Origin of the sequence: Marinomonas sp. THO17 (assembly GCF_040436405.1) — a bacterium.
Lineage (GTDB): Bacteria > Pseudomonadota > Gammaproteobacteria > Pseudomonadales > Marinomonadaceae > Marinomonas.
Genome location: NZ_AP031575.1, coordinates 915,190 through 934,457 on the forward strand (window position 1 = coordinate 915,190; position 19,268 = coordinate 934,457).

Here is a 19,268-nt window from a genome sequence, read left to right on the forward strand (position 1 = left end):
ATCATCTTAAGTAAGGCGGCCTTTACATGGATCAGCAAAAAAACTCGGCTTATGTCAGCATGAAAGGGGTGGGCCACCAATACGATTCACAAACCTCGTTAGTGGTAAAAGACATAGACTTGGACATTCACCGTCACGAATTCGTGGCGGTGGTTGGGCCGTCAGGCTGTGGCAAATCCACCCTGTTACGCATGGTCTCTGGCTTATTAATTCCATCACAGGGAAAAGTGTCAGTTTTTAATCGCCCTGTTACCGAACCGAGAGATGATGTAGGAATCGTTTTTCAAAAGGCCAATTTATTGCCTTGGCTAACGGTACGTAAAAATGTTCTATTTCCCCTAAAGCATAAGTATGGACGTTACTCTGAATCAGACGAAAAACGTGCAAATGAATTATTAGACATGGCTGGATTGAGTCAGTTTGCCGACAAAATGCCAGATGAATTGTCTGGTGGGATGCAACAAAGGGTTGGCATAGTGCGGGCCTTGTTATTGAACCCTGACATTTTATTAATGGATGAGCCCTTTTCCGCGTTAGATGCCTTAACCCGAGAACAGATTGGTTTTGATTTATTAAAAATCTGGCATGATCATCCGAAAACTGTCCTCTTTATTACCCACTCCATTAGTGAAGCCGTATTACTGTCTGATCGCATTCTGGTGATGAGCAAACGCCCCGGTACGGTTTTGGACTTAATCGAGGTGGACTTACCTCGTCCTCGCACCTCCAAAACCATTAATTCGCCACGCTTTGCGGAACTCACCGACTTAATCCGAGGCTATATTTATGAACCAGAAGTCCCAGCCTAAGCAATGGCTGACTCAGCAAGCAAACCGTTTTGCACCCGCACTCTTCTTTATTGGTTTGCTGATATTGTGGGAAGGCATCTGTCGGGTTGGCAAGGTGCCTAATTACATTTTGCCTTCCCCTTCCGCCATAGTAACGGCTTTTTTTCAGGTCGATTTCTCTCGCTGGATGGTGCATTTGTGGGCAACCCTAAGAGTCGCCCTTATGGGGTTCCTGTTGTCGATTTTCATTGCCATTCCTTTGTCCATCGGCATGATGCGCTCGCAATTAATGAATCGCATCTTGTACCCTGCCTTAATCGTTATCCAGTCTACCCCCGTGGTGGCTGTGGCACCTTTGATCATAGTTTTGTTAGGCACAGAAGACCCATCACGGGTGCTGATTACCTGCTTGATCACCTTCTTCCCATTGGTGGTGTCGACCACTACTGGCATGTTGGAAACACCTCCTGAGATGATCGAACTCAGCCAATCCTTGCGAGCACCACGCTATCGCGAAACCTGGCAAATTCGCATTCCTTACGCCATACCACATATTTTCAGTGGCTTACGTGTATCCATTACCTTAGCCATCATTGGTGCCGTGGTCGCGGAATTTGTCGCCGCCGAAGAGGGATTGGGTTATTTCATCCAGTTCTCAACCTCTTTCTTTAAAATTCCTCAAGCCTTTGCTGGTTTGATTTTCTTATCCATCATCAGCTTATTACTCTTTAAGTCGGTGCAATGGATTCAGGCATGGCTTTTTCCATGGAGCTTACCCAAAACCAAATAACCCCAAGACAAAAAAACCAAAACTTGTAGCGGCACATAGAGAAAAAACATGACCCTTTCAATACAAGACGATCAGCTATCAAAACAGGATAAAGATTTTCTCCGCCAGAGCTTCGCTTTAGCAGAAGAAGCCAAGCAACAAGGCATTCATCCGTTTGCAGCCCTATTAGTGGATGAAGATGGTGAAATCCTCATGACTCAGGTAAATGGCTATTTACCCGATTTCGATATGACAGGTCACGCTGAACGAAAGCTAATGACACGTGCTAGTAAGGCGTATCGCCCTGATTTTCTCGCTAATTGCACCATGTATGTGTCGGCGGAACCTTGCGCCATGTGTGCAGGGGCGGCTTATTGGGCAGGATTGGGGCGGCTTGTTTATGGCTTAAGCGAAGCCAGCCTCAAAATCATTACGGGTAATCACCCCGAAAATCCGACCCTAGACCTCCCTTGTCGTACGGTTTTTGATTCTGGCCAACGCCAAGTTGAAGTGCTTGGCCCTTGCCTTGAAAAAGAGGCCGCAAAATTGCATGAGAATTTCTGGTAACACCAAGGTTAAATAAACACTCATAGAAATACCGGAGTAGAAGCTGTCAGGCGGTACGTTCAAGTCTCGCCAGGTCATTGCTCCATTTTCCAAAAGTAATATTAGGAGATGCTATGACCGCTTCATACTCACTGGAAGAACTTAATCGCGAAACCACCTTTGGTGGTGCAGGACAAGACGCCGATGACAGAGACATTCCTGTCATCGACATGAGCGACTTTGAGAATCGCCGAGACGAAATACGCGAACAACTTTGGCTAGCCGCCACCGAAATTGGCTTTTTCCAGCTCAGTCATCATGGTATTGCACAGCAGGATATTGATGCTGCCTTTAAAGAGTCTGAGCGCTTCTTTGCGTTACCAGAAAGCATTAAAGGCAAATACTTAAGGCCCAAAGGCGTCAACGCAGGGTGGGAAAGTCGCAGCCAAATTCGCCCATCTACTGGTACAGAGGATCAAAAAGAATCCTACCAAATTACCCAATATCATATGGATGGCCTCTGGCCAACAGAGGAAGAGTTACCTCATTTTCAAGCCAACACCCTATCGTTTGAAAAACAGTGCTGGCAACTGGGTATGAAGGTACTGTCTTGCTTCGCAGAAAAGTTAGGTTTCGAGCAGGACTTCTTCAGTAAGGCTCATGATCCGCAACAAAGTGATTATCAAAGCACCTTGCGTTTACTGCATTATTACCCTACTCAAGGCGTAACAGAACAAGGCAATATTTGGCGCGCCGGTGCTCATACTGACTTTGATTGCCTGACGTTACTCTTCCAACATGAAGGGCACGGAGGATTGCAAGTCTGCCCGGGAGAAGAAGCACAAAGCCAACGTTGGACCAACATTCCCCCTCGTAGTGAGGTAATCACCTGTAATATTGGTGACATGCTAATGCGCTGGAGTGACGATCAACTCAACTCGAATTTACACAGAGTGCGTCTACCAAGAATCAATGAATATTGTGGCAGTCGCCACTCTATCGCTTTCTTTTGTCAGGCCAATAAATCGCAAATCATTCAAGGGCCAAACAAACGCTATCAAGCCATTCGTGCCGATGACTTCCTCAATCAGCGAATCCAAGCCAACTTTGTAGACAAAAAGTAACCCTTTAAAACCAAATCGCAGCCCTGCGATTTGGTTTTAAAACTGTCCATTAATTTTAAATTTTTAATAGCTTGAATAATTCACTTCTTTCTTTACTCAGTTTCATAAAAAATAAAATTCAACTACACTCATAATTCTTAACTTAAATCTTTACTTAAGTTTAACCCGAATGGGTAGAAACAAACCCATAAAACTTCCAAAAAATTAATATTAACCTATTAATTTAAAAGGGAAATTTTTTTGGCACTCTAATTGCTACTAATAAAGTCTTAATGTAAAAAAGGGTTGTTTCGACCCAATAAGCTTCAACGCAAGATGATTTATCTAAGGATCGAATATTTTATCCAAGCGAATTTCAAATAAAATTTCGTCATAATATAAAGGGATAAAAATGCATGAGGTCAAAAGGATTATGTTGATTTTTGACCTTGTCATTCAGGCTTTTCTCTCTTATAGGATAAGTTTTAAAGTGTAACGAAAACTAAAGGGGGTACGAATAAGTCTGATGGTCTTGACGTAAAAATAACGCTCTTTTATTGACCGCTTTTTTTCAAAGAAAGTTTTTAAAGAAAGCTTTCAAGACAAGTTCTCCATCCTGTTTTGAAAGCATTAATCAAAATAAAGAGCATATATCTCACGTCTAGCAGCAAGCTTGTATGCTTGCCATATCGACCTATATTTTTTATCGCTCTTCTTTGACGACTTAAGAGAAATAGTCTCATTTGGCAAAGTGCAATGGATATTATTAAGATTTCAACTCACTTTCCTATTGAGAAGCCATTTCTCTGCTAATCATCAAGTTGAGATGACTTATTCCTAATTTCCCTGGCGCAAACACAAAAATACTATTCGTATCTGCTAACGGAAAACATAAGAATGCTAGGGGAGATATGAGCAAGTCCACTGACTTCGGTATCGTTTAAAAGACTTATTCATGCCTTCCCTATGATTAAGAGGCCTAATATGAATATTATTGATTTAAATATCATAGGAAATTCTGATGTTATAAAGCAGCTTAGAAGTACCATTAAAATGATGTCGAAATACCCTACCACGGTATTGATTACTGGTGAAACAGGTACAGGTAAAGAGCTGGTCGCCAGAGGGTTACATTACGGTGGCAACCTAGCGGATCAACCCTTTGTTGCGATCAATTGCTCTACTTTTTCCGATGAATTATTTGCTAGTGAATTATTTGGCTATAAAAAAGGCGCCTTTACTGACGCCAAGGCTGATAAAGACGGCATTCTAAAATCCATTCATAGCGGCACCATTTTCCTAGACGAAATTGACAGTCTTTCCCTCAAATCTCAGGCTGCCTTATTAAGAGTATTACAAGAATCCGAGTTTCGCCCCATAGGTTCAAATCAAGTCATAAAAACAAATGCGCGCTTTATTGCGGCATCCAATTGCAGGTTGGAAGAGAAAATAGCAAGCCAAGATTTCAGGCAAGATTTGTTTTTCCGTCTGTACATTCTGTCGATTAAGGTGCCTTCTCTTAGAGAAAGAAAAGAAGATATTGCGACATTAACCCACTTCTTTATTGATAAACTGAATCATCAATATGGATTAAATAAAAAAGGCATATGCCAAGACTTACTCCATTCCTTCATGGATTATGAATGGCCAGGCAATGTACGAGAACTAGAAAACGCCATACACAGATACTATCTCATGGTATCGGGAGAATGGCTTGATTCCTCTGAAGAACTCGACACCCCGTTACTTTCAGGCTCAGATACATCACAGTTAGTATCCTCTTCCAACGATAGTCTAGAACACGATAGCCTAGAACACGATAGTCTAGAAATTACTCCCAGCAAACCTGTCTATGATGAAACACTGTCAAGCGTATACCAGCACTCAATTAAAGAAGCTTTAGAAATAAGCTTTGATAAAAATAATCCAGCTGAGGAACTGAATTTTACCAATGCCAAACGTCGTGCCATTGAAACCTTTGAAGCAAAATTCGTATCGCGTTTATTACACATCACAGAAGGCAATGTGACCAAAGCCGCCAATCTATGTGGAAAAGAAAGACGGGCATTTGGCAAATTAGTGAAAAAATATCACATTAAAAAAATCGACGTAAATTTGTATTGAAGTGCCATGTGATAAACCACCATATACCACAGGGCAAGTATGAAGAAGTTTATCCTGGTATTGATTAGTCTTCTGCTCGTTGGCGTGATGGTCACTCTGTATTTACCTACTTTGCCAACGACCAATCAGCCAATAACACCTGCCTATCAGCTTGATAAGGAGTCCCTGACGAAACCTTATCCAATGGCTTCATTCTTGTTAATTACCCCCTTCCCCAAAGAAACAAAGTTTGCCCTGAGAATTGGCTTATACAGTGAATTAAGCCAAGCCATAGACAAAGCCAAGCTGCTTAACGCTTCCTCTCCTACTGATTTGGTCACTATTATCAAGGCCATCGATCTGCAAAGAGAATGGTATTTTTTATTGGCTGGCCCTTATTCAACCCCTTTGTTAGCAGAGCAAAAAAAACAAGCATTACAAAATCAGCAAATATCATCTACACTCAGCCTATGGCCTGAAAAGGCAAATACCAATGAGGATGAGTAGCTTACTGGATGAATTACTTACCACCGCTTCGACGTTATCAACAGATGGTCAGAGTCGTAAGGGATAAACATGATCAAAATCCCGCCAAACCTGCGACGCATTTAACGCTGGGCAACGCTTTTGGCGGTAAACTCGCTGAGTCAATGTTAGAGGAAGATGTCTCTGCCACACAAATTCGCCTTCGCACCTTGGAAACCATGAATTTACCCGCTGGATCATTACGTCGTCCGGGTGAAATAAAACCCGGTGGACTATTACCCACTCGAACCAACTCCTCATTGTTTCACAAACTCAACCAGCCTATTAGAAATTACATGCAAGGGGGGAAAACTCGTCACCCCGGTAATCGCACGGATGCCGCAGTGGGCACAAAATTTCAAACCCAACTTTCACCGCAATCCCCAAATAATAGGCGCCCTCATCATACGCCTATCAACTTACATGAAAAGCATGCAGATCATCGCAGCGAGCAGCACCATCCAGCGCCACATCGTCATCAATCTTTAGTGTCAAAACATTAACCCAAGTTAAAAGGGTGGCTCCCCATTATACTCCTTACTAATATCAATTGACGCATCGCCCCACCTGCATTTCTTGTTAGGACAAAATCATTACCTTAGGCTGAGAAGGGGTAAGCGTTATTCCTGGCGCATTAGGCACCATACCATTTTGCCCTGTTGGTGATAGCATTTTGGTCGCCGGCATAATCGAAGTGAATACTTTCACACTACCAAACACATGACGTGAAGGACCAATAATAAGACTGGACACCACCCCCATAGCAATCCCGGCCTGATTACCATTTGACATAGGTATCATGGTCATTAAGTTATGATTAGGCATTGCCATAGTAAAAATATTTGGCACATTCGGTATTGCTGTCGCTGTCATCGCGATATTAGGGTATGGAATGGGTACCACAGCTAAGGCGATGATGGTTTTACACACATCTGGAAAACCCAGATTCATCGCTGGCATTTGTGTATTGGCAAACATTGTTTTCCACCTTTAGCCCATGTTAATCCGTTCAGCATCAATGCGAACATCCTTCTCAGCACTAATAATTTGCTGCTTCCCTCTTATATTCAACAATCCTTTTGCATTAACAGAATAATGCCCAACATGTTGAAGCAAACTTTGAGCTTGTTGCAATAAAGTATTCGATACTGATACCACATAATCTTTGCTGATCATCCCTATCTTATTCAGTGACAAGAGTTCAATATTTTCAGTCCCTGTAAACTTAAGCTCAGGCGCTAGCCAATGCATTTTTTTGTCTGACGCTATGGTTAACTCTTCCGCTTCAGACGAACGCGAAAAAATATGAGAAATATAATATTCTTCAGCTATGCCAACAAAACCCACCTTATCGCCTAGACAAGGCTGAACCAGCAAACTTACCGCTCCCTTTGCAACAAACACATCATCAATCACCCAGCATTGAGTGACTGCATCAAAATCTGTAATCACACCGTCGTATAACACAGCAACACAATTAGGAAGAGGATTTGAACGTATTTTTAACAATGATTTCATGCGGTCACTCCGTAGCTTGCTAGTTTTTCATCAATATTTTGTTGATTCGAATCCGTTGTAAGTAATTGTGTCTTATCTGCTCCACGCCATTGACAGTCCTGTTCCTGTAATTGATGAATCGCCGTTCGTAACAACTTGGTATGACTAAAATCACATTCCTTCAAATTAGCGTAAGACAGATTAACGTAACTCAAATCAGCACGAGAAAAATCCACTTTCTCCCCTTCTAAGCCTTTCATCCAACATTGCGTCATCACACAAGTTGCAAAGCTAGATTGAAGGATATGCGCTTGCTGAAAATTGGATTCCGTTAAATCTGCCTGATCAAAGGTACATTGCTGGATGGCACTTTCCATAAATAAAGCTTGTTGCAATTGAGCTTGGCTAAAATCTACCTCCGTCAATTCGCATTTAGAGAAGTTAGAGCCTACAAGATCCGCTTTTGTAAATTGTGTCCCAATAAAGCGACTCTCACTGCAGGTACAATAGGTTAATTTGGACTGATTAAAATTTTGTCCGCTAAAATCACACTCCAATAATAAGGCTTGTGTAAAACAACAATCCTGTAATTGAATGGTGGTAAAATCCGTTTTTAACCAAACGATATTATAAAAAGTACATTCTTTATAAGTTGCCTGAGTGGAATCTATTTCAGATAAGGTCACCGTATCCCATTGACAAGCAACAAAGGTAACATCGGTAAAAAGGCATTGATGCCATGTGCTTGCTTGTATTTTAATTTCTTGCCAACGGCCACCGCTAAAATCGCATTCACTTAAGGTTGCCATTTCACAATCACTTTGCCAGGATGCCCCTTTAAAGTCGCACTGAATAAAGCTCGATTGTGGAACTTGGCACTGTTGAAGCTGGGTATTTTTAAAATCACATTGCGTAAACACTGTTCGAGTCATATCACATTGCTCAAAATGGCTAGCGTTAAAATCACAATTCAAAAATACGCCGCCTTCAAGCACAGTGTGATCAAATGTCATTCCGCTCAAATCAAGTCCCATAATGGGTTGGCACATGGCTAACTTTTCTTCAATGAGTTTTAACTTATCCATTTTCCTCCTCCTCATTTTAATGAATGGATGGCATTGGCCCTTGATGCATGCCTTTCATCAAACACATTTCAAACACAGACTCCGTCATATCGTTATTAACCAATTCACAATCACGTAAATCCGTCTCAATAAATTGGCATTTGCGTAATGAACTACTGTTAAACATCGCTCCTTTGCAATTACAGCCTTCTAATCTTGCTAATGTCATAATGCAAAAATGAAACAAGGCTTGTTCAAAATCACCTTCTGAAAGCTCAGTTTCACCAAAATCACATTCAATAAAAACCGCCTCCTTGCCCTCACTTTGACTCATATCAACCCCTCGAAAACCACAACTGCGCCAGACACTCTTGCCAAGTTGTATTGCTTGTAAGTCTCCCTGATTACTAAACTGAACTTTTTCGGCTTTTACTTTGCTAAAATCTGCCTTTTGTGCTTTTGTCTCCAGCATCATACAGCGCTCTAATGTGGCATTTTGCCAATGGCTCTCCTGCAACTGGGTTTGCATGAAAATGCTGTTTTTTACTGTGCTATCTTGCCAATCACACTGTGTTAACTTCGCTTCCACAAAAGTCGCTTTATTGCATTCAACGCCCTGCATACAGCAAGCAAACATATCGACATTAGGTGCCATCACGTCATCCAAAATGGCGTTGTTAAAATCACAGCGATCAAACTGCGCCTGAGTGAAATTCGCATGACTTAAATTTGACCGCTCAAAACAGGTGTGTTTGGCTTGTACACTGGATAGATTCGCCTTCACTAAGTCACTTTGGATAAAATCTGCAGCATCTAAAGTGGCCAAGGTAAATACAGCCCCATCGAGACGACAGTCAATAAAATGACAGCCTGTTAAATTGGCTTTTTCTAACATCACATCACGCATATCCACACCAGAAAAATGCATTCCAGATAAATCGGCCCCCGCTAAATCCCTTCCTGCTAAAGAAGCCGAAACCGCCAGAAGTTCTTTCACCCAAGCACGAATTTGCCTTGGGCCATGTTCAGGTAATGGTAATGACAACGCGATAAGCGAAGGAGAATGTTGACGTGCTTCACGAGCTGACTTAGCAGACAACTCTTCTCCTTGCCGTACTTTTTGTTGCTGTTCATCATTCAATATATTGGGCGATGGCAGGTAGCGCATCCACTCTGGTTCTTGATACGATGCTTGCGATATCAAATCCGTTGCCGTGACAAACACTCTCTGATTTACTCGCGCCTTCATACTCTGCGTTGACTCACTTGGCTTGTTCTGATCGCTTGTCGATTTCTCTGCTTGTTGCTGAGCGACCAATAATTGTCTGTCCGCCTTTTCACTCGCTTGATCTGCCATCTTTTTGGCATAGGCCAAATAAGGGCTTAAATCCACATCGCCACTGTCTATCAAGGCTTGAGGAATCGGACTAGGGGCGTCATCTTCTTGTTGTGAATCATCAAAGGAATCCACTGGAATAGGCACAGTTGGATTATCAGCTTGTATTTGAGCACGATATTTTTGCCGGATATCCGCCACTTTTTGTTGCTGAGAACGTTTTGCCTCAGCGTGCATTTGATCATAAGCCTGTTGCTGTGTCTGAGTTTTAATCGGCATGAGTTGGGATTCATTAAACACATGCCCAAGGGCCGTTTCGGGATCGGTACGTAACGCCAAGACATGCTCATAATAGGCCATGTCACGTGGCTTATCGTGCGCACCCTCACAAGCCAACATAAGCTGTTTGATATCCAGACCATCGGAATCCTTAACCTCGGTCACACCACGATAAATTGCCATACCGAGTAAGAGCTCAGGAAAAAACCAAACCGTATCAATAGCGGTTTCCACTTCTCGAAAAACCAATGCCTCATCCACTTGCTGACGAATAAAAGCACGTACCTTAACGTCCGGTAATGCCCCATCTATGCGAGGGTATTCACTGTGTAAACCTTGTAAGGAATAAACCGTCCCCGGCTGAATAAAGCCCTGTAACTGTTGATCTTCTGGTGCAGCATTAAAAAGCTTAGCTTGAGTATCTTTGGGAAGTCCCGGATGATCATGATCTAACCAATCTTGATCATAAGAACCCTGATAACAAGACCGCTGTGGCCAAGTAATCTCTAAAGGCGCAAAACATGCTAATGATCGAACATGCTTGTCGGCTTTCGTGCTGTCTTTTTCAAGGTACAGATTTGGCAGCCAATAAACACCCGACTCTTTATCCCGATATTTTTCTTCAATTACTCCAGTACCTAACGGATTATCAGCATAATCATAGGCCCCATAAGTCCTATGATAATTTAAAGGCATACAGGTAAATGCTTTTGGCTTACTCGCCAGATCAAATAGACCACCTTGCCAATGTCTGTCACCTATCACTTGTAAGATCTTTTTTGTCTTACCCAAAACCACCGAGACCCGCATTTTCCTTACCGGAACGGCATCGACAGCATAAGCACTGCCGGCTAACAACCATTCACCATGAGGTTTAGCAAAGCCCATATCCAGTAACGTACCTTGACTTAAATAAGGCGCTAATCTTGGCCACTGACCATTCTCTGTCAGCAACTGTCTATCGGCCCCTAACTGAAAAAAACACATGGCGCCGACAGCAAATTGATTGCCATTTAAACCATAGGTTTTACTGATGAGACTTAACTTACTCGGTTTAATAATTTGCATGATTATAAAGTACACTTAACTGCTAGCATCTCAGCGACAATCCCTCGAATCTGTGACTCTATTGATGGCTGATTTGTTATAGCTGCAGGACCATATGAGAGTTGAACCTTAACACCTGCATTATTATCAATTGAAACATTTGCTCCTATATTTGTAGAAACGGACACACTTCCTCCAATATCTGTATTAACAGACATATTGCCTCCTATTGTAGTATTTAAAGCCAAACTAGCTCCAATTGTGGTATTGATAGAAGATCCAAGAGACAATTTGGTTGTTACGTCATTTGAAGCGCCAATAATGGTATTGGTTGAATTACTCACAGATAGCTTAGTATTTACTTCATTTGACGCCCCAATTGTGGTATTAATGCTATTACTAAGAGAAAGTCTGTTATTCACTTCATTTGACGCCCCTATATTCGTACTAATCGAGTTACTTGCTGACAAATTCGTTGATATTGAATTCGACTCACCAATGCTGGTATTAATTGAATTATCAAGCGACAACTTGGTAGTGACATCATGGCTCTCACCTATCATGGTGTTAATGGAATTAGCCAGAGATAGTCTTGTGCTGATGTCATTTGTCATACCAACAAAAGTATTCATGCTGTTGGTTGCCCCTAGGCTGGTCGACAGATTATTTCTCACCCCAATAAAAGTATCATTTTGATTGGTGACTCCCATTGTCTGACTAACATGATCCGCATTACCGATAATCTGGGTGTTACTGGTTGAATTTCCCATGGTAGTAGACCTACTTTCCGTATTGCCATTCATTAACGAGGTACTGTAGGTATTTCCTGTTGTGGTTGAGTCCGAATAGGTATCACCAATTTGCTCATTTTTATTGATTACCTTGCCTTCTGTTTTTGAATGTGAATACACCACAGCGGTTGAGTCATAACTGTCCACACTGGGAGGTTCAGTACCCGTGCCACTAAGATTGATGCTTTTTCCTTTTGTATGACTTTGACTCAAATTCGATCCATCCGACAAGCCATCGCAGATATCAATAATTTTTTGGTTTGGAATCCGACCATTAATAAAACTCAAATTATTTTCATCAATGGATTCCACAAATGGTCCTTGATACGAAATATTCACACTCTTGTTCGATTGGGAATAACTCTGACGAGTATTGTTGTAACTGACACTGTAATCTTGCTCACTGTAACTTTCACTGAAATGGCTACCTTGTGACACACTGGCACTGGCTAAACCTTGTGCGCCCTGTTCTGTGGTGGAATAGCTAAATGAAGTTCCCTTGTTATAACTCGCGCCACCAATATTCGCGCCCAACACCGAGCTATTGAGATAAGCCTCTTTAACAATCTTGGTCGCGGTATTTAATTGTGGCGTGACTTCTTCGCCAAAATGGATACTCAAGCTATCACCATAACTGGTATTACAACTGCTTCCCCAATTGGTGTTAAAGCTCCAACTGTTGTTTTTCCAATAAGCGGGTTGAATGCTTTTCTGACCATGAGAAGACAGGGCCTGTTGAATTTGTGGGATTTCACTTTCGTTGTCGCCCCTTGCCACGATCACCATGGAGTTCACCGCTGGTACCGTCTCAGAACTGTCCGATAAGGCCACCCAGTGTTTAATAGAGGTGCCTTCATCGGTCGCAAACTGCACCACACAACCGATTTCTTTAAACCTTTGTGCAGGGAGATCCTCTCCTTCTCCTATGCTCACATGACCAAGTCGTGGGTCAAAGTTTGCTTTCTCAAAAAAATAGGCATCCTTAGGCACGGCGCTTTCTAACACCTTGGCCAGTACGCTGCCCTGATGGGTTTCTTGTAAATCATATGGGGTAATCAACACCGCTTTGCCATCCATCGAGGCAACTGACATGTCCGCGTTAGGATCAAATACAGTTTTGTCCTGAGTCACTTCTACGGATGTATTTTTTTTCATATAAAAAGGAATAGGGGTTGCTTCAATGGAGGCTGAATAAGGGGCCGTTTGACTTGCTTTATGAGTGATTTTAGTAACGGTAAAAAAAGCGTTATTGAATTGCTCTGGCATCAATTGCGTTGCGGTTTGCTTAGGTATCTTCGCAGATGGATCAAGAGGCATTTGCTGCAAATAAAATGCGTAGCCAGGGCTTAATAATGTGGACGTGCATTCCCCCGATAAAGTCGATTGCTGGCAGGCAAATTGACTGTCGAGATAAGACAAACTTTCTTCGGACTCGGCTTCATCAACCCCGTAAGAAAAGGCTTTGTAATAGGAGTAATCAACCTTATCGGTTTCCTCTGTGGTGGCCGTGATATAACTGTCATAGCCTGCCACCTCATTGCTTCTCCAATTAGGTTCTCGATACACCAAGGTGGATTCCAAATGATTGGGCACCATGGTCACTTGGTATTGTAAATTACAGAGTAAATCACCCTGCTGTAAGCCGAGGGGTAAACTACTGGTATAACTGTATCTCAGCCTCAAATAGCCTTGTTTTGTTCCGGGAATCAGCACATTTTCTGGCTGAGAAGTCTGATTAGAAAACACCAGTGTCAGCGCATCCTCACCGTGTACAAAGTAAAAATACACCGCCGCTTTTTTCATCAAGCGTTGCAACATGGCAAAATCCGTCTCTCCCGATTGCAGCCAATCCTGCTTACGCGAAGCGGCCAGCCCGGTAATATGAAATGCCAGTTTAAATTGTTCCCCAAAGCGCAGTAATTCTGGCTGTAATAAAGTCTCAAACACCTCTTGGATACGCATATGTTTGTAAAGGTGGTATTTATTTCGCAAGGTCAAAGGAAACAGAGGGGATTGCATTTCTGCCGTGTATTCCCCTGGAGCACTCAGGCTTATAGACGAAATCACTCCATAAAAATACCGTGATGGCAGCTCTTCAAGCTCATCAGGCGCGACCGTTAACAACTTAGTATTATCCACATCAAGGGGATCGAACACCAAGCTGTAACCAATTTTCACCCGCGCCCATTGACCGATCAAATCATCGGCCACCCCCTGCACAGACGGCAATTGAGCCACTTTGGGTGTGGCTGGCGGCAAATCTGCAAAATCACTTGTGGGGGTCGCCTTAGTAGTCAAAGGATCCGCTTCATTGGCACGTAAATTCAGGCTGAAATGATATGACTGAGATACGGCTTCCTGACCTTGTAAAGACATCAGCCGCAAATAATTGGCATTGAAAGCGTGCCCTTTAGCACCGGCCTTCACCTCAAAAGACAAGTTGGTCAAAAATTGTCTTTTCGAATCCACAGCCATGTAATCGAGCGGTAATCGATTATCACTCATATAATCTGCCTCATGCTGATCAATCAGGATAAGGAGACCAGAGCAGGATTAATGCCAAAAAATAAAAATTAATAAAAACAGTTGGTTAGCTTAATGCAATAAAATAAAGAAGCGAATACCTGTTATAAAAACAGCCAACTGGGTTCATTTTAACCCAACCTAATAGGCCTCAATAATCCATAAAATGGCTGATCATGCGGCCTTACTAAAAAACCACTTAACACCCGAGATAATCCCAAACCATGCATTTCCATTAAAAAAACCTCTGTGCAATAATCAAAACATCATTCATTTCGAGGAAACGAGTCAGAACATCACATTCAATATAATAAGGAAGTCGTAAACCATGGAAAAAAAGAAAGCGAAAGTTGCCATCATTGGCGCAGGTGTCTCAGGTATCGCGGCAGCGAATGTTTGGAAAAAGTGTGGCTATGAGGTTACATTATTTGAAGCCTCAGAACAGGTTGGAGGTCAATGGAACCAAACTTATCCTGGCGTCAGCTTGCAAAATACCGCCCCTCAATACCAATTTTCTGAATTCCCCTGGCCCTTTAAAACGGACCGTCACCCCAGTGGAGAAGATGTTCTAAAGTATCTCAATCAAGCCGTCGAAGAATTTGCTTTAACCATCCAGTTTAATCACCGACTCAAGGCTATGACAGCCGATCCTCAGGGCTGGCAATTAACCTTTGAAAACGGTAACAGTCATCACTTCGGCTACGTTGTCATTGCGACAGGGCAATACCCCGGAGGCGATCAAAAGCGTTTGCCCCGATTCAACAATATGGATCTGTACCAAGGTGACATCATCACCAACATCGATTCCAAAGAGGTCTTTAAAGACAAAAATGTTGCTGTGATTGGCTTTGGGAAAACCGCTCTGGATTTCGCTACTTGGAGCAGTGAGACAGCCAACACCACAAAACACATTTTTAGAACACCAAGGTGGACCATACCAGATTACTTGCTTGGAATAGATTACACGAAACCATTCTTTGCGCGAATCGGCAGTGGCATGATGCCCTCATGGGGAGCCAGTACTTGGATGCAAAAGTTGTTACATAACCGACTGCCTTTTATCGTTAATGGCTTTTGGCGTTTAATCTGTAATCTATTTTTATATCAGCATCGCCAAGATGCAAAACTCGGCTCAATCGAGAAAAAAGTGTTAGATGTGGTTATTCCGCCTAAATCTCAATTCATGGCCGACTTCAGAAGTGCTTCTGCCCTTGCGCCAAAACGATATTATGAATACATAGCGCACCAAGGTATCAGCCCCTATCGTGGCGAAGTGTCGGCGTTTTATGAGGATGGTATTATCTTATCGGACGGTCAAAAAATACCCGCCGACATGGTTTGCTTATGTTGTGGCAATGAAGCGCCTAACTACGACTATCTGCCCAAAAAATATGCTCAATTTCTACAAATAAACGGCGGCCCTTCACTCTATCGCCATCAAATTGAACCTCGTATTCCAAACTTAGGCTTTGCTGGCTACAACCATGGCTTCATGCACATTGCCTTGGCGGAAATGGGAGCGCTATGGCAAATCGCGGCGTATGAGCAAACTTTTCAGTTACCAAGCGAAGAAGACATGCTTGCCTCAGCGGCAAGAGTTATGCAGTGGAAAAAAGATCACTCTTCTTATGAGTCGACCATTAATATGGCTGTCAATACACGCTACCAACAACATTTGGACATACTGATGCAAGATATGGGTATCAGCCAATGGCGAAAAATGCCCAATGTCTTCGCTGAAGTCTTCTCTCGATATGACCCGACAGACTACAAGGGTGTCATCAAAGAGTATTTGACAAAAAGCCAACAAACTTCCTTTGGTGCTATCAAACCCACCGTAGCAGTGGATGCCTAATAAGACCAAGGTATTTTGGATTCCAATAGCATTCAATCATACTTCACTGAAAGCACTTCACTAACAGGACGCCCACATCACAATTTAAAATAGGCAATTTAAAATGGGTGTCCTGTTAAAACTAACAAGGGTGTTATCAAAGAGTATTTGACAAAAAGCCAACAAATGCCCTTTGGTGCTATCAAACCCACCGTAGCAGTGGATGCCTAATAAAACCTAGGTATTTTGGATTCCAATAGCATTCAACTATACTTCACTGAAAGCACTTCACTGAAAGCACTTCACTAACAGGACGCCCACATCAAAATTTAAAATAGGCAATTTAAAATGGCTGTCCTGTTAAAACCCTCGGCAATTTAAAATGGGTGTCCTGTTAAAACCCAAAATAGCTGTCCTGTTAAAACCCTTAACAATAAATATTATGCATTTAAGGAGGATGATTGCTTGTGACATTAACGCCGCGATGGTCTTTAGATGTGACTGATCATAATGTGTCGCAAAACGGAATAATTTTCCAAAGACGCCATGGACAAATCCTTACCATATCCAGAGCGCTTTAACCCTCCATGGGGCATTTCACTGGGCAACAAAAAATGATTATTGATCCAGGTACAACCATACTGCAATTGGGAGGCAACTCGCATGGCGCGTTTGATATTGCCCGACCATACCGACGAAGCCAGACCGTACTCGGATTGATTGGCCCATGCTAGCGCTTGCTCTTCATTATCGCAGCATGTAACCGAAACCACAGGACCAAATACTTCCCGTTGTACTATCTCATCTTCCACTCTCACCCCTGCAATCAGAGTGGGTTGATAAAAATACCCAGAGATATCCGGAATATTGCCCCCAATGACAATCTCAGAATGCGCCAATTCGTCGGCCCGCTCAACAAAACTGGCCACACTGTTGCGTTGTCGTTCCGAAATCAAAGGACCAAAGTCATTGTGCTCATCCTCGCTATCACCAAAGGTCAGCTTAGCAATACTCAATTTCAAATCCGCTATCAGTTTTTCGTAAATCCCCTTCTCAGCGTAAACATGACAGGCCGCCGTACAATCTTGTCCCGCATTATAAAATCCATACTCAGTAATGCCTTGAACCACCTTTTGCAAATTGGCATCGTCCAGTACGATGACCGGGGCTTTTCCGCCTAACTCTAAATGCGTTCTTTTCACCGTCCGATAAGCCGCTTGTAATACTTTTTGCCCAGTAGAAATATCACCGGTCAAACTCACCATTCTGACGCCCGCATGCTTGATCAAACTATTACCAACGCTTTCTCCACGACCAAATACAATGTTGACTACCCCAGGCGGCAAAATGCCCTGAATCAACTGAGCAAATGCGAGACTCGTGAGAGGCGCTTGCTCTGAAGGCTTAAACACCAAGGTATTCCCAGCCGCCAAAGCGGGTGCAATTTTCCATGCCAACATCATCAAAGGATAATTCCACGGCGCAATCGCGGCCACCACACCCACAGGATCCATGCGTGTCATGCTGGTATTATTGGGTAAATACTCCCCCGCTGCAGCATTTGGACGACACCGAATCGCCCCCGCAAAATAACGAAACACATCCACCGCCGCTGGCATTTCATCTCGCATCACCAAGTGTCTGGGTTTACCACAATTTAGGGCTTCCAAATCCGCCAAATAATGGGCATTTTTTTCTACCACCTGCGCCAATTTCAATAAGTAGCTAGCGCGTTCAATTGGCGTGGTTTTCGCCCAATGAGGTGCCGCCTTTTGCGCAGCCTTGACACTGTCATCAATTTGCTTATTCGAAGCCTCAGCAATCAAACTAATGGAGCTTGTATTAACTGGATTGATCACACTTTCCTGATGGCCTTCACCCACTTGTAATTCCCCATTAATCAGTAACTGGGTAGAAAACGGGTAAAACTTACCTTTTTGTTCAAAAGCGTTTGAAAAAGAATCTGTCATCTATTCATCCCATGCTTTAACCAAAAAAGGTTGGCGGAGAAATGGACTCTCTCGCCACCTCGATAAAATGATTAATCAGTGCATTTCTGACTCCGCCGCGGCGCCACAGCACACCAATGTCCAAGGTATTTGAAACATCGAGAATTTGTTTCGCTTCTACCCTATCCCCCTCAACAGACCAAGGGCGATAAGCCATTTCCGGCATTACTGCGACCCCCATTCCAGCTGACACAAAACTTCTCACTGCTTCTACTGAACTGCTTTTCATTGCAATGTTTGGCACGACCCTTTGAGCCTCCCAAATAGCACGTATTCGTCGCTCCATTTCATCGGTCGACAACAAAATTTGCGGCTCTTCCAACACGCTTTTCATATTCAACGATTCCTCCTTGAGTAAAGGATGTTCAGGAGGAAGCCAAATGTGATAGCGAGAGTAAGTCAACACCTCGGTATTAAAAGCAAAATGATTATCCAGATCAGACAACATCAGCACGGCCACATCCAGTTCGCCACCAATAATAAGGTGTTCAATGTATTCTCGTTCGTCCTCCACCACACGCACCGAAATATTGTGATAGACCCGTTTAAAACGTGCGACTAAGTCTGCTAAATAGTAGCCTGCAACCATATTGGTAACGCCCACATTCAACACCCCTGAAACATCGTCCGTGGTTTGTTGTAAGCTGCGTTTTGCGTTTTCAACTGATCCCATTATCAAATAGGCCTGACGCAAAAATTGATGCCCTGAGTGGGTCAACTCCATGCCTTTTGAATGTCGTTCAAACAGACTGACCCCTAACTCTTCTTCCAGCTGCTTAATGGCGGTTGTGAGAGTAGACTGAGAAATATAAACCGCACTGGCCGCCGCGGACACCGAACCTGTCTCTGCAATCGCAATAAAATAGCGAATTTGCTTGAGAGACATCATGATGAAATGCCCTTAACGATTGCCGCTGTTATCAGCGCAAATCCCCTAACGATGACCAGCCTAAATGACGAAAACATAAGATTTTTTCCTTCTTGCTGTCACATTGTTAACAGATATATCACAAACCAGAGCCAACTCGTTATCTATTTTATCGATAGCCAAGTT

At 42.9% G+C, this 19,268-nt stretch carries 15 protein-coding genes; 8 read left to right on the forward strand and 7 right to left on the reverse strand.

The features are described 5' to 3' along the window. Nucleotides 1-26 precede the first annotated feature (26 nt). From ABXS85_RS04310 to ABXS85_RS04340, 7 genes are all read left to right on the forward strand, one after another. The gene (locus ABXS85_RS04310) at nucleotides 27-809 is read left to right on the forward strand and encodes an ABC transporter ATP-binding protein (RefSeq protein ID WP_353668804.1); all 783 of its coding nucleotides are present in this window, start codon (nucleotides 27-29) and stop codon (nucleotides 807-809) included. Beyond that, complete coding sequence (locus tag ABXS85_RS04315) at nucleotides 787-1,578, forward strand: ABC transporter permease (protein WP_353668805.1); 792 nt, start codon at nucleotides 787-789, stop codon at nucleotides 1,576-1,578. The genes ABXS85_RS04310 and ABXS85_RS04315 overlap by 23 nt, the downstream gene beginning before the upstream one ends. 48 nt (nucleotides 1,579-1,626) lie before the next feature. Then, complete coding sequence (locus tag ABXS85_RS04320; protein ID WP_353668806.1) at nucleotides 1,627-2,124, forward strand: nucleoside deaminase; 498 nt, start codon at nucleotides 1,627-1,629, stop codon at nucleotides 2,122-2,124. A gap of 113 nt (nucleotides 2,125-2,237) precedes the next feature. After that, nucleotides 2,238-3,227 carry a 2-oxoglutarate and iron-dependent oxygenase domain-containing protein gene (locus ABXS85_RS04325; RefSeq protein ID WP_353668807.1) on the forward strand — a complete coding sequence of 330 codons (990 nt, stop codon included), beginning with the start codon at nucleotides 2,238-2,240 and terminating at the stop codon, nucleotides 3,225-3,227. 963 nt (nucleotides 3,228-4,190) lie between these two features. Then, nucleotides 4,191-5,330 carry a sigma-54 dependent transcriptional regulator gene (locus ABXS85_RS04330; protein WP_353668808.1) on the forward strand — a complete coding sequence of 380 codons (1,140 nt, stop codon included), beginning with the start codon at nucleotides 4,191-4,193 and terminating at the stop codon, nucleotides 5,328-5,330. A gap of 39 nt (nucleotides 5,331-5,369) precedes the next feature. Beyond that, a complete protein-coding gene (locus ABXS85_RS04335; RefSeq protein WP_353668809.1) occupies nucleotides 5,370-5,816 on the forward strand; it encodes a hypothetical protein in 447 nt (148 codons plus the stop codon). A gap of 8 nt (nucleotides 5,817-5,824) precedes the next feature. After that, nucleotides 5,825-6,337, forward strand: a complete 513-nt coding sequence (locus tag ABXS85_RS04340) for a hypothetical protein (RefSeq protein ID WP_353668810.1) — start codon at nucleotides 5,825-5,827, stop codon at nucleotides 6,335-6,337. A gap of 76 nt (nucleotides 6,338-6,413) precedes the next feature. Here the strand turns inward: ABXS85_RS04340 and ABXS85_RS04345 are convergent, their stop codons facing one another. Genes ABXS85_RS04345 through ABXS85_RS04365 form a run of 5 tightly spaced genes read right to left on the reverse strand, consistent with a single transcriptional unit; the run spans nucleotide 6,414 to nucleotide 14,353 of the window. Beyond that, a complete protein-coding gene (locus tag ABXS85_RS04345; RefSeq protein ID WP_353668811.1) occupies nucleotides 6,414-6,812 on the reverse strand; it encodes a DUF4150 domain-containing protein in 399 nt (132 codons plus the stop codon). A gap of 12 nt (nucleotides 6,813-6,824) precedes the next feature. Further along, on the reverse strand, nucleotides 6,825-7,352 hold the full coding sequence (locus tag ABXS85_RS04350; protein WP_353668812.1) for a DUF3540 domain-containing protein: 528 nt from the start codon (nucleotides 7,350-7,352) through the stop codon (nucleotides 6,825-6,827). Continuing rightward, entirely contained in the window at nucleotides 7,349-8,416 is a 1,068-nt protein-coding gene (locus ABXS85_RS04355; protein ID WP_353668813.1) for a pentapeptide repeat-containing protein, read from the reverse strand. The genes ABXS85_RS04350 and ABXS85_RS04355 overlap by 4 nt, the downstream gene beginning before the upstream one ends. A 16-nt stretch (nucleotides 8,417-8,432) precedes the next feature. Continuing rightward, nucleotides 8,433-11,078, reverse strand: coding sequence for a DUF2169 domain-containing protein (locus tag ABXS85_RS04360; RefSeq protein WP_353668814.1), 2,646 nt, complete (start codon nucleotides 11,076-11,078; stop codon nucleotides 8,433-8,435). A gap of 2 nt (nucleotides 11,079-11,080) precedes the next feature. Further along, the gene (locus tag ABXS85_RS04365) at nucleotides 11,081-14,353 is read right to left on the reverse strand and encodes a contractile injection system protein, VgrG/Pvc8 family (RefSeq protein WP_353668815.1); all 3,273 of its coding nucleotides are present in this window, start codon (nucleotides 14,351-14,353) and stop codon (nucleotides 11,081-11,083) included. Between the two features lie 346 nt (nucleotides 14,354-14,699). On the opposite strand from ABXS85_RS04365, the gene ABXS85_RS04370 reads away from it, so the two are divergent. Beyond that, nucleotides 14,700-16,226, forward strand: coding sequence for an NAD(P)/FAD-dependent oxidoreductase (locus tag ABXS85_RS04370; RefSeq protein ID WP_353668816.1), 1,527 nt, complete (start codon nucleotides 14,700-14,702; stop codon nucleotides 16,224-16,226). Between the two features lie 470 nt (nucleotides 16,227-16,696). Here ABXS85_RS04370 and ABXS85_RS04375 read toward each other — a convergent pair whose 3' ends face one another. Beyond that, entirely contained in the window at nucleotides 16,697-18,175 is a 1,479-nt protein-coding gene (locus tag ABXS85_RS04375) for a gamma-aminobutyraldehyde dehydrogenase (RefSeq protein ID WP_353668817.1), read from the reverse strand. Between the two features lie 16 nt (nucleotides 18,176-18,191). Beyond that, nucleotides 18,192-19,103 (reverse strand): LysR family transcriptional regulator, encoded by a 912-nt coding sequence (locus ABXS85_RS04380; RefSeq protein ID WP_353668818.1) that lies wholly within the window; start codon nucleotides 19,101-19,103, stop codon nucleotides 18,192-18,194. Nucleotides 19,104-19,268 lie beyond the last annotated feature (165 nt).

Excerpts from the sequence above, each read along its gene's own strand:
- ABXS85_RS04310 (WP_353668804.1), top strand. The coding sequence starts at position 27 with ATGGATCAGCAAAAAAACTCGGCTTATGTCAGCATGAAAGGGGTGGGC.
- ABXS85_RS04315 (WP_353668805.1), top strand. The coding sequence starts at position 787 with ATGAACCAGAAGTCCCAGCCTAAGCAATGGCTGACTCAGCAAGCAAAC.
- ABXS85_RS04320 (WP_353668806.1), top strand. The coding sequence starts at position 1,627 with ATGACCCTTTCAATACAAGACGATCAGCTATCAAAACAGGATAAAGAT.
- ABXS85_RS04325 (WP_353668807.1), top strand. The coding sequence starts at position 2,238 with ATGACCGCTTCATACTCACTGGAAGAACTTAATCGCGAAACCACCTTT.
- ABXS85_RS04330 (WP_353668808.1), top strand. The coding sequence starts at position 4,191 with ATGAATATTATTGATTTAAATATCATAGGAAATTCTGATGTTATAAAG.
- ABXS85_RS04335 (WP_353668809.1), top strand. The coding sequence starts at position 5,370 with ATGAAGAAGTTTATCCTGGTATTGATTAGTCTTCTGCTCGTTGGCGTG.
- ABXS85_RS04340 (WP_353668810.1), top strand. The coding sequence starts at position 5,825 with ATGAATTACTTACCACCGCTTCGACGTTATCAACAGATGGTCAGAGTC.
- ABXS85_RS04345 (WP_353668811.1), bottom strand. The coding sequence starts at position 6,812 with ATGTTTGCCAATACACAAATGCCAGCGATGAATCTGGGTTTTCCAGAT.
- ABXS85_RS04350 (WP_353668812.1), bottom strand. The coding sequence starts at position 7,352 with ATGAAATCATTGTTAAAAATACGTTCAAATCCTCTTCCTAATTGTGTT.
- ABXS85_RS04355 (WP_353668813.1), bottom strand. The coding sequence starts at position 8,416 with ATGGATAAGTTAAAACTCATTGAAGAAAAGTTAGCCATGTGCCAACCC.
- ABXS85_RS04360 (WP_353668814.1), bottom strand. The coding sequence starts at position 11,078 with ATGCAAATTATTAAACCGAGTAAGTTAAGTCTCATCAGTAAAACCTAT.
- ABXS85_RS04365 (WP_353668815.1), bottom strand. The coding sequence starts at position 14,353 with ATGAGTGATAATCGATTACCGCTCGATTACATGGCTGTGGATTCGAAA.
- ABXS85_RS04370 (WP_353668816.1), top strand. The coding sequence starts at position 14,700 with ATGGAAAAAAAGAAAGCGAAAGTTGCCATCATTGGCGCAGGTGTCTCA.
- ABXS85_RS04375 (WP_353668817.1), bottom strand. The coding sequence starts at position 18,175 with ATGACAGATTCTTTTTCAAACGCTTTTGAACAAAAAGGTAAGTTTTAC.
- ABXS85_RS04380 (WP_353668818.1), bottom strand. The coding sequence starts at position 19,103 with ATGATGTCTCTCAAGCAAATTCGCTATTTTATTGCGATTGCAGAGACA.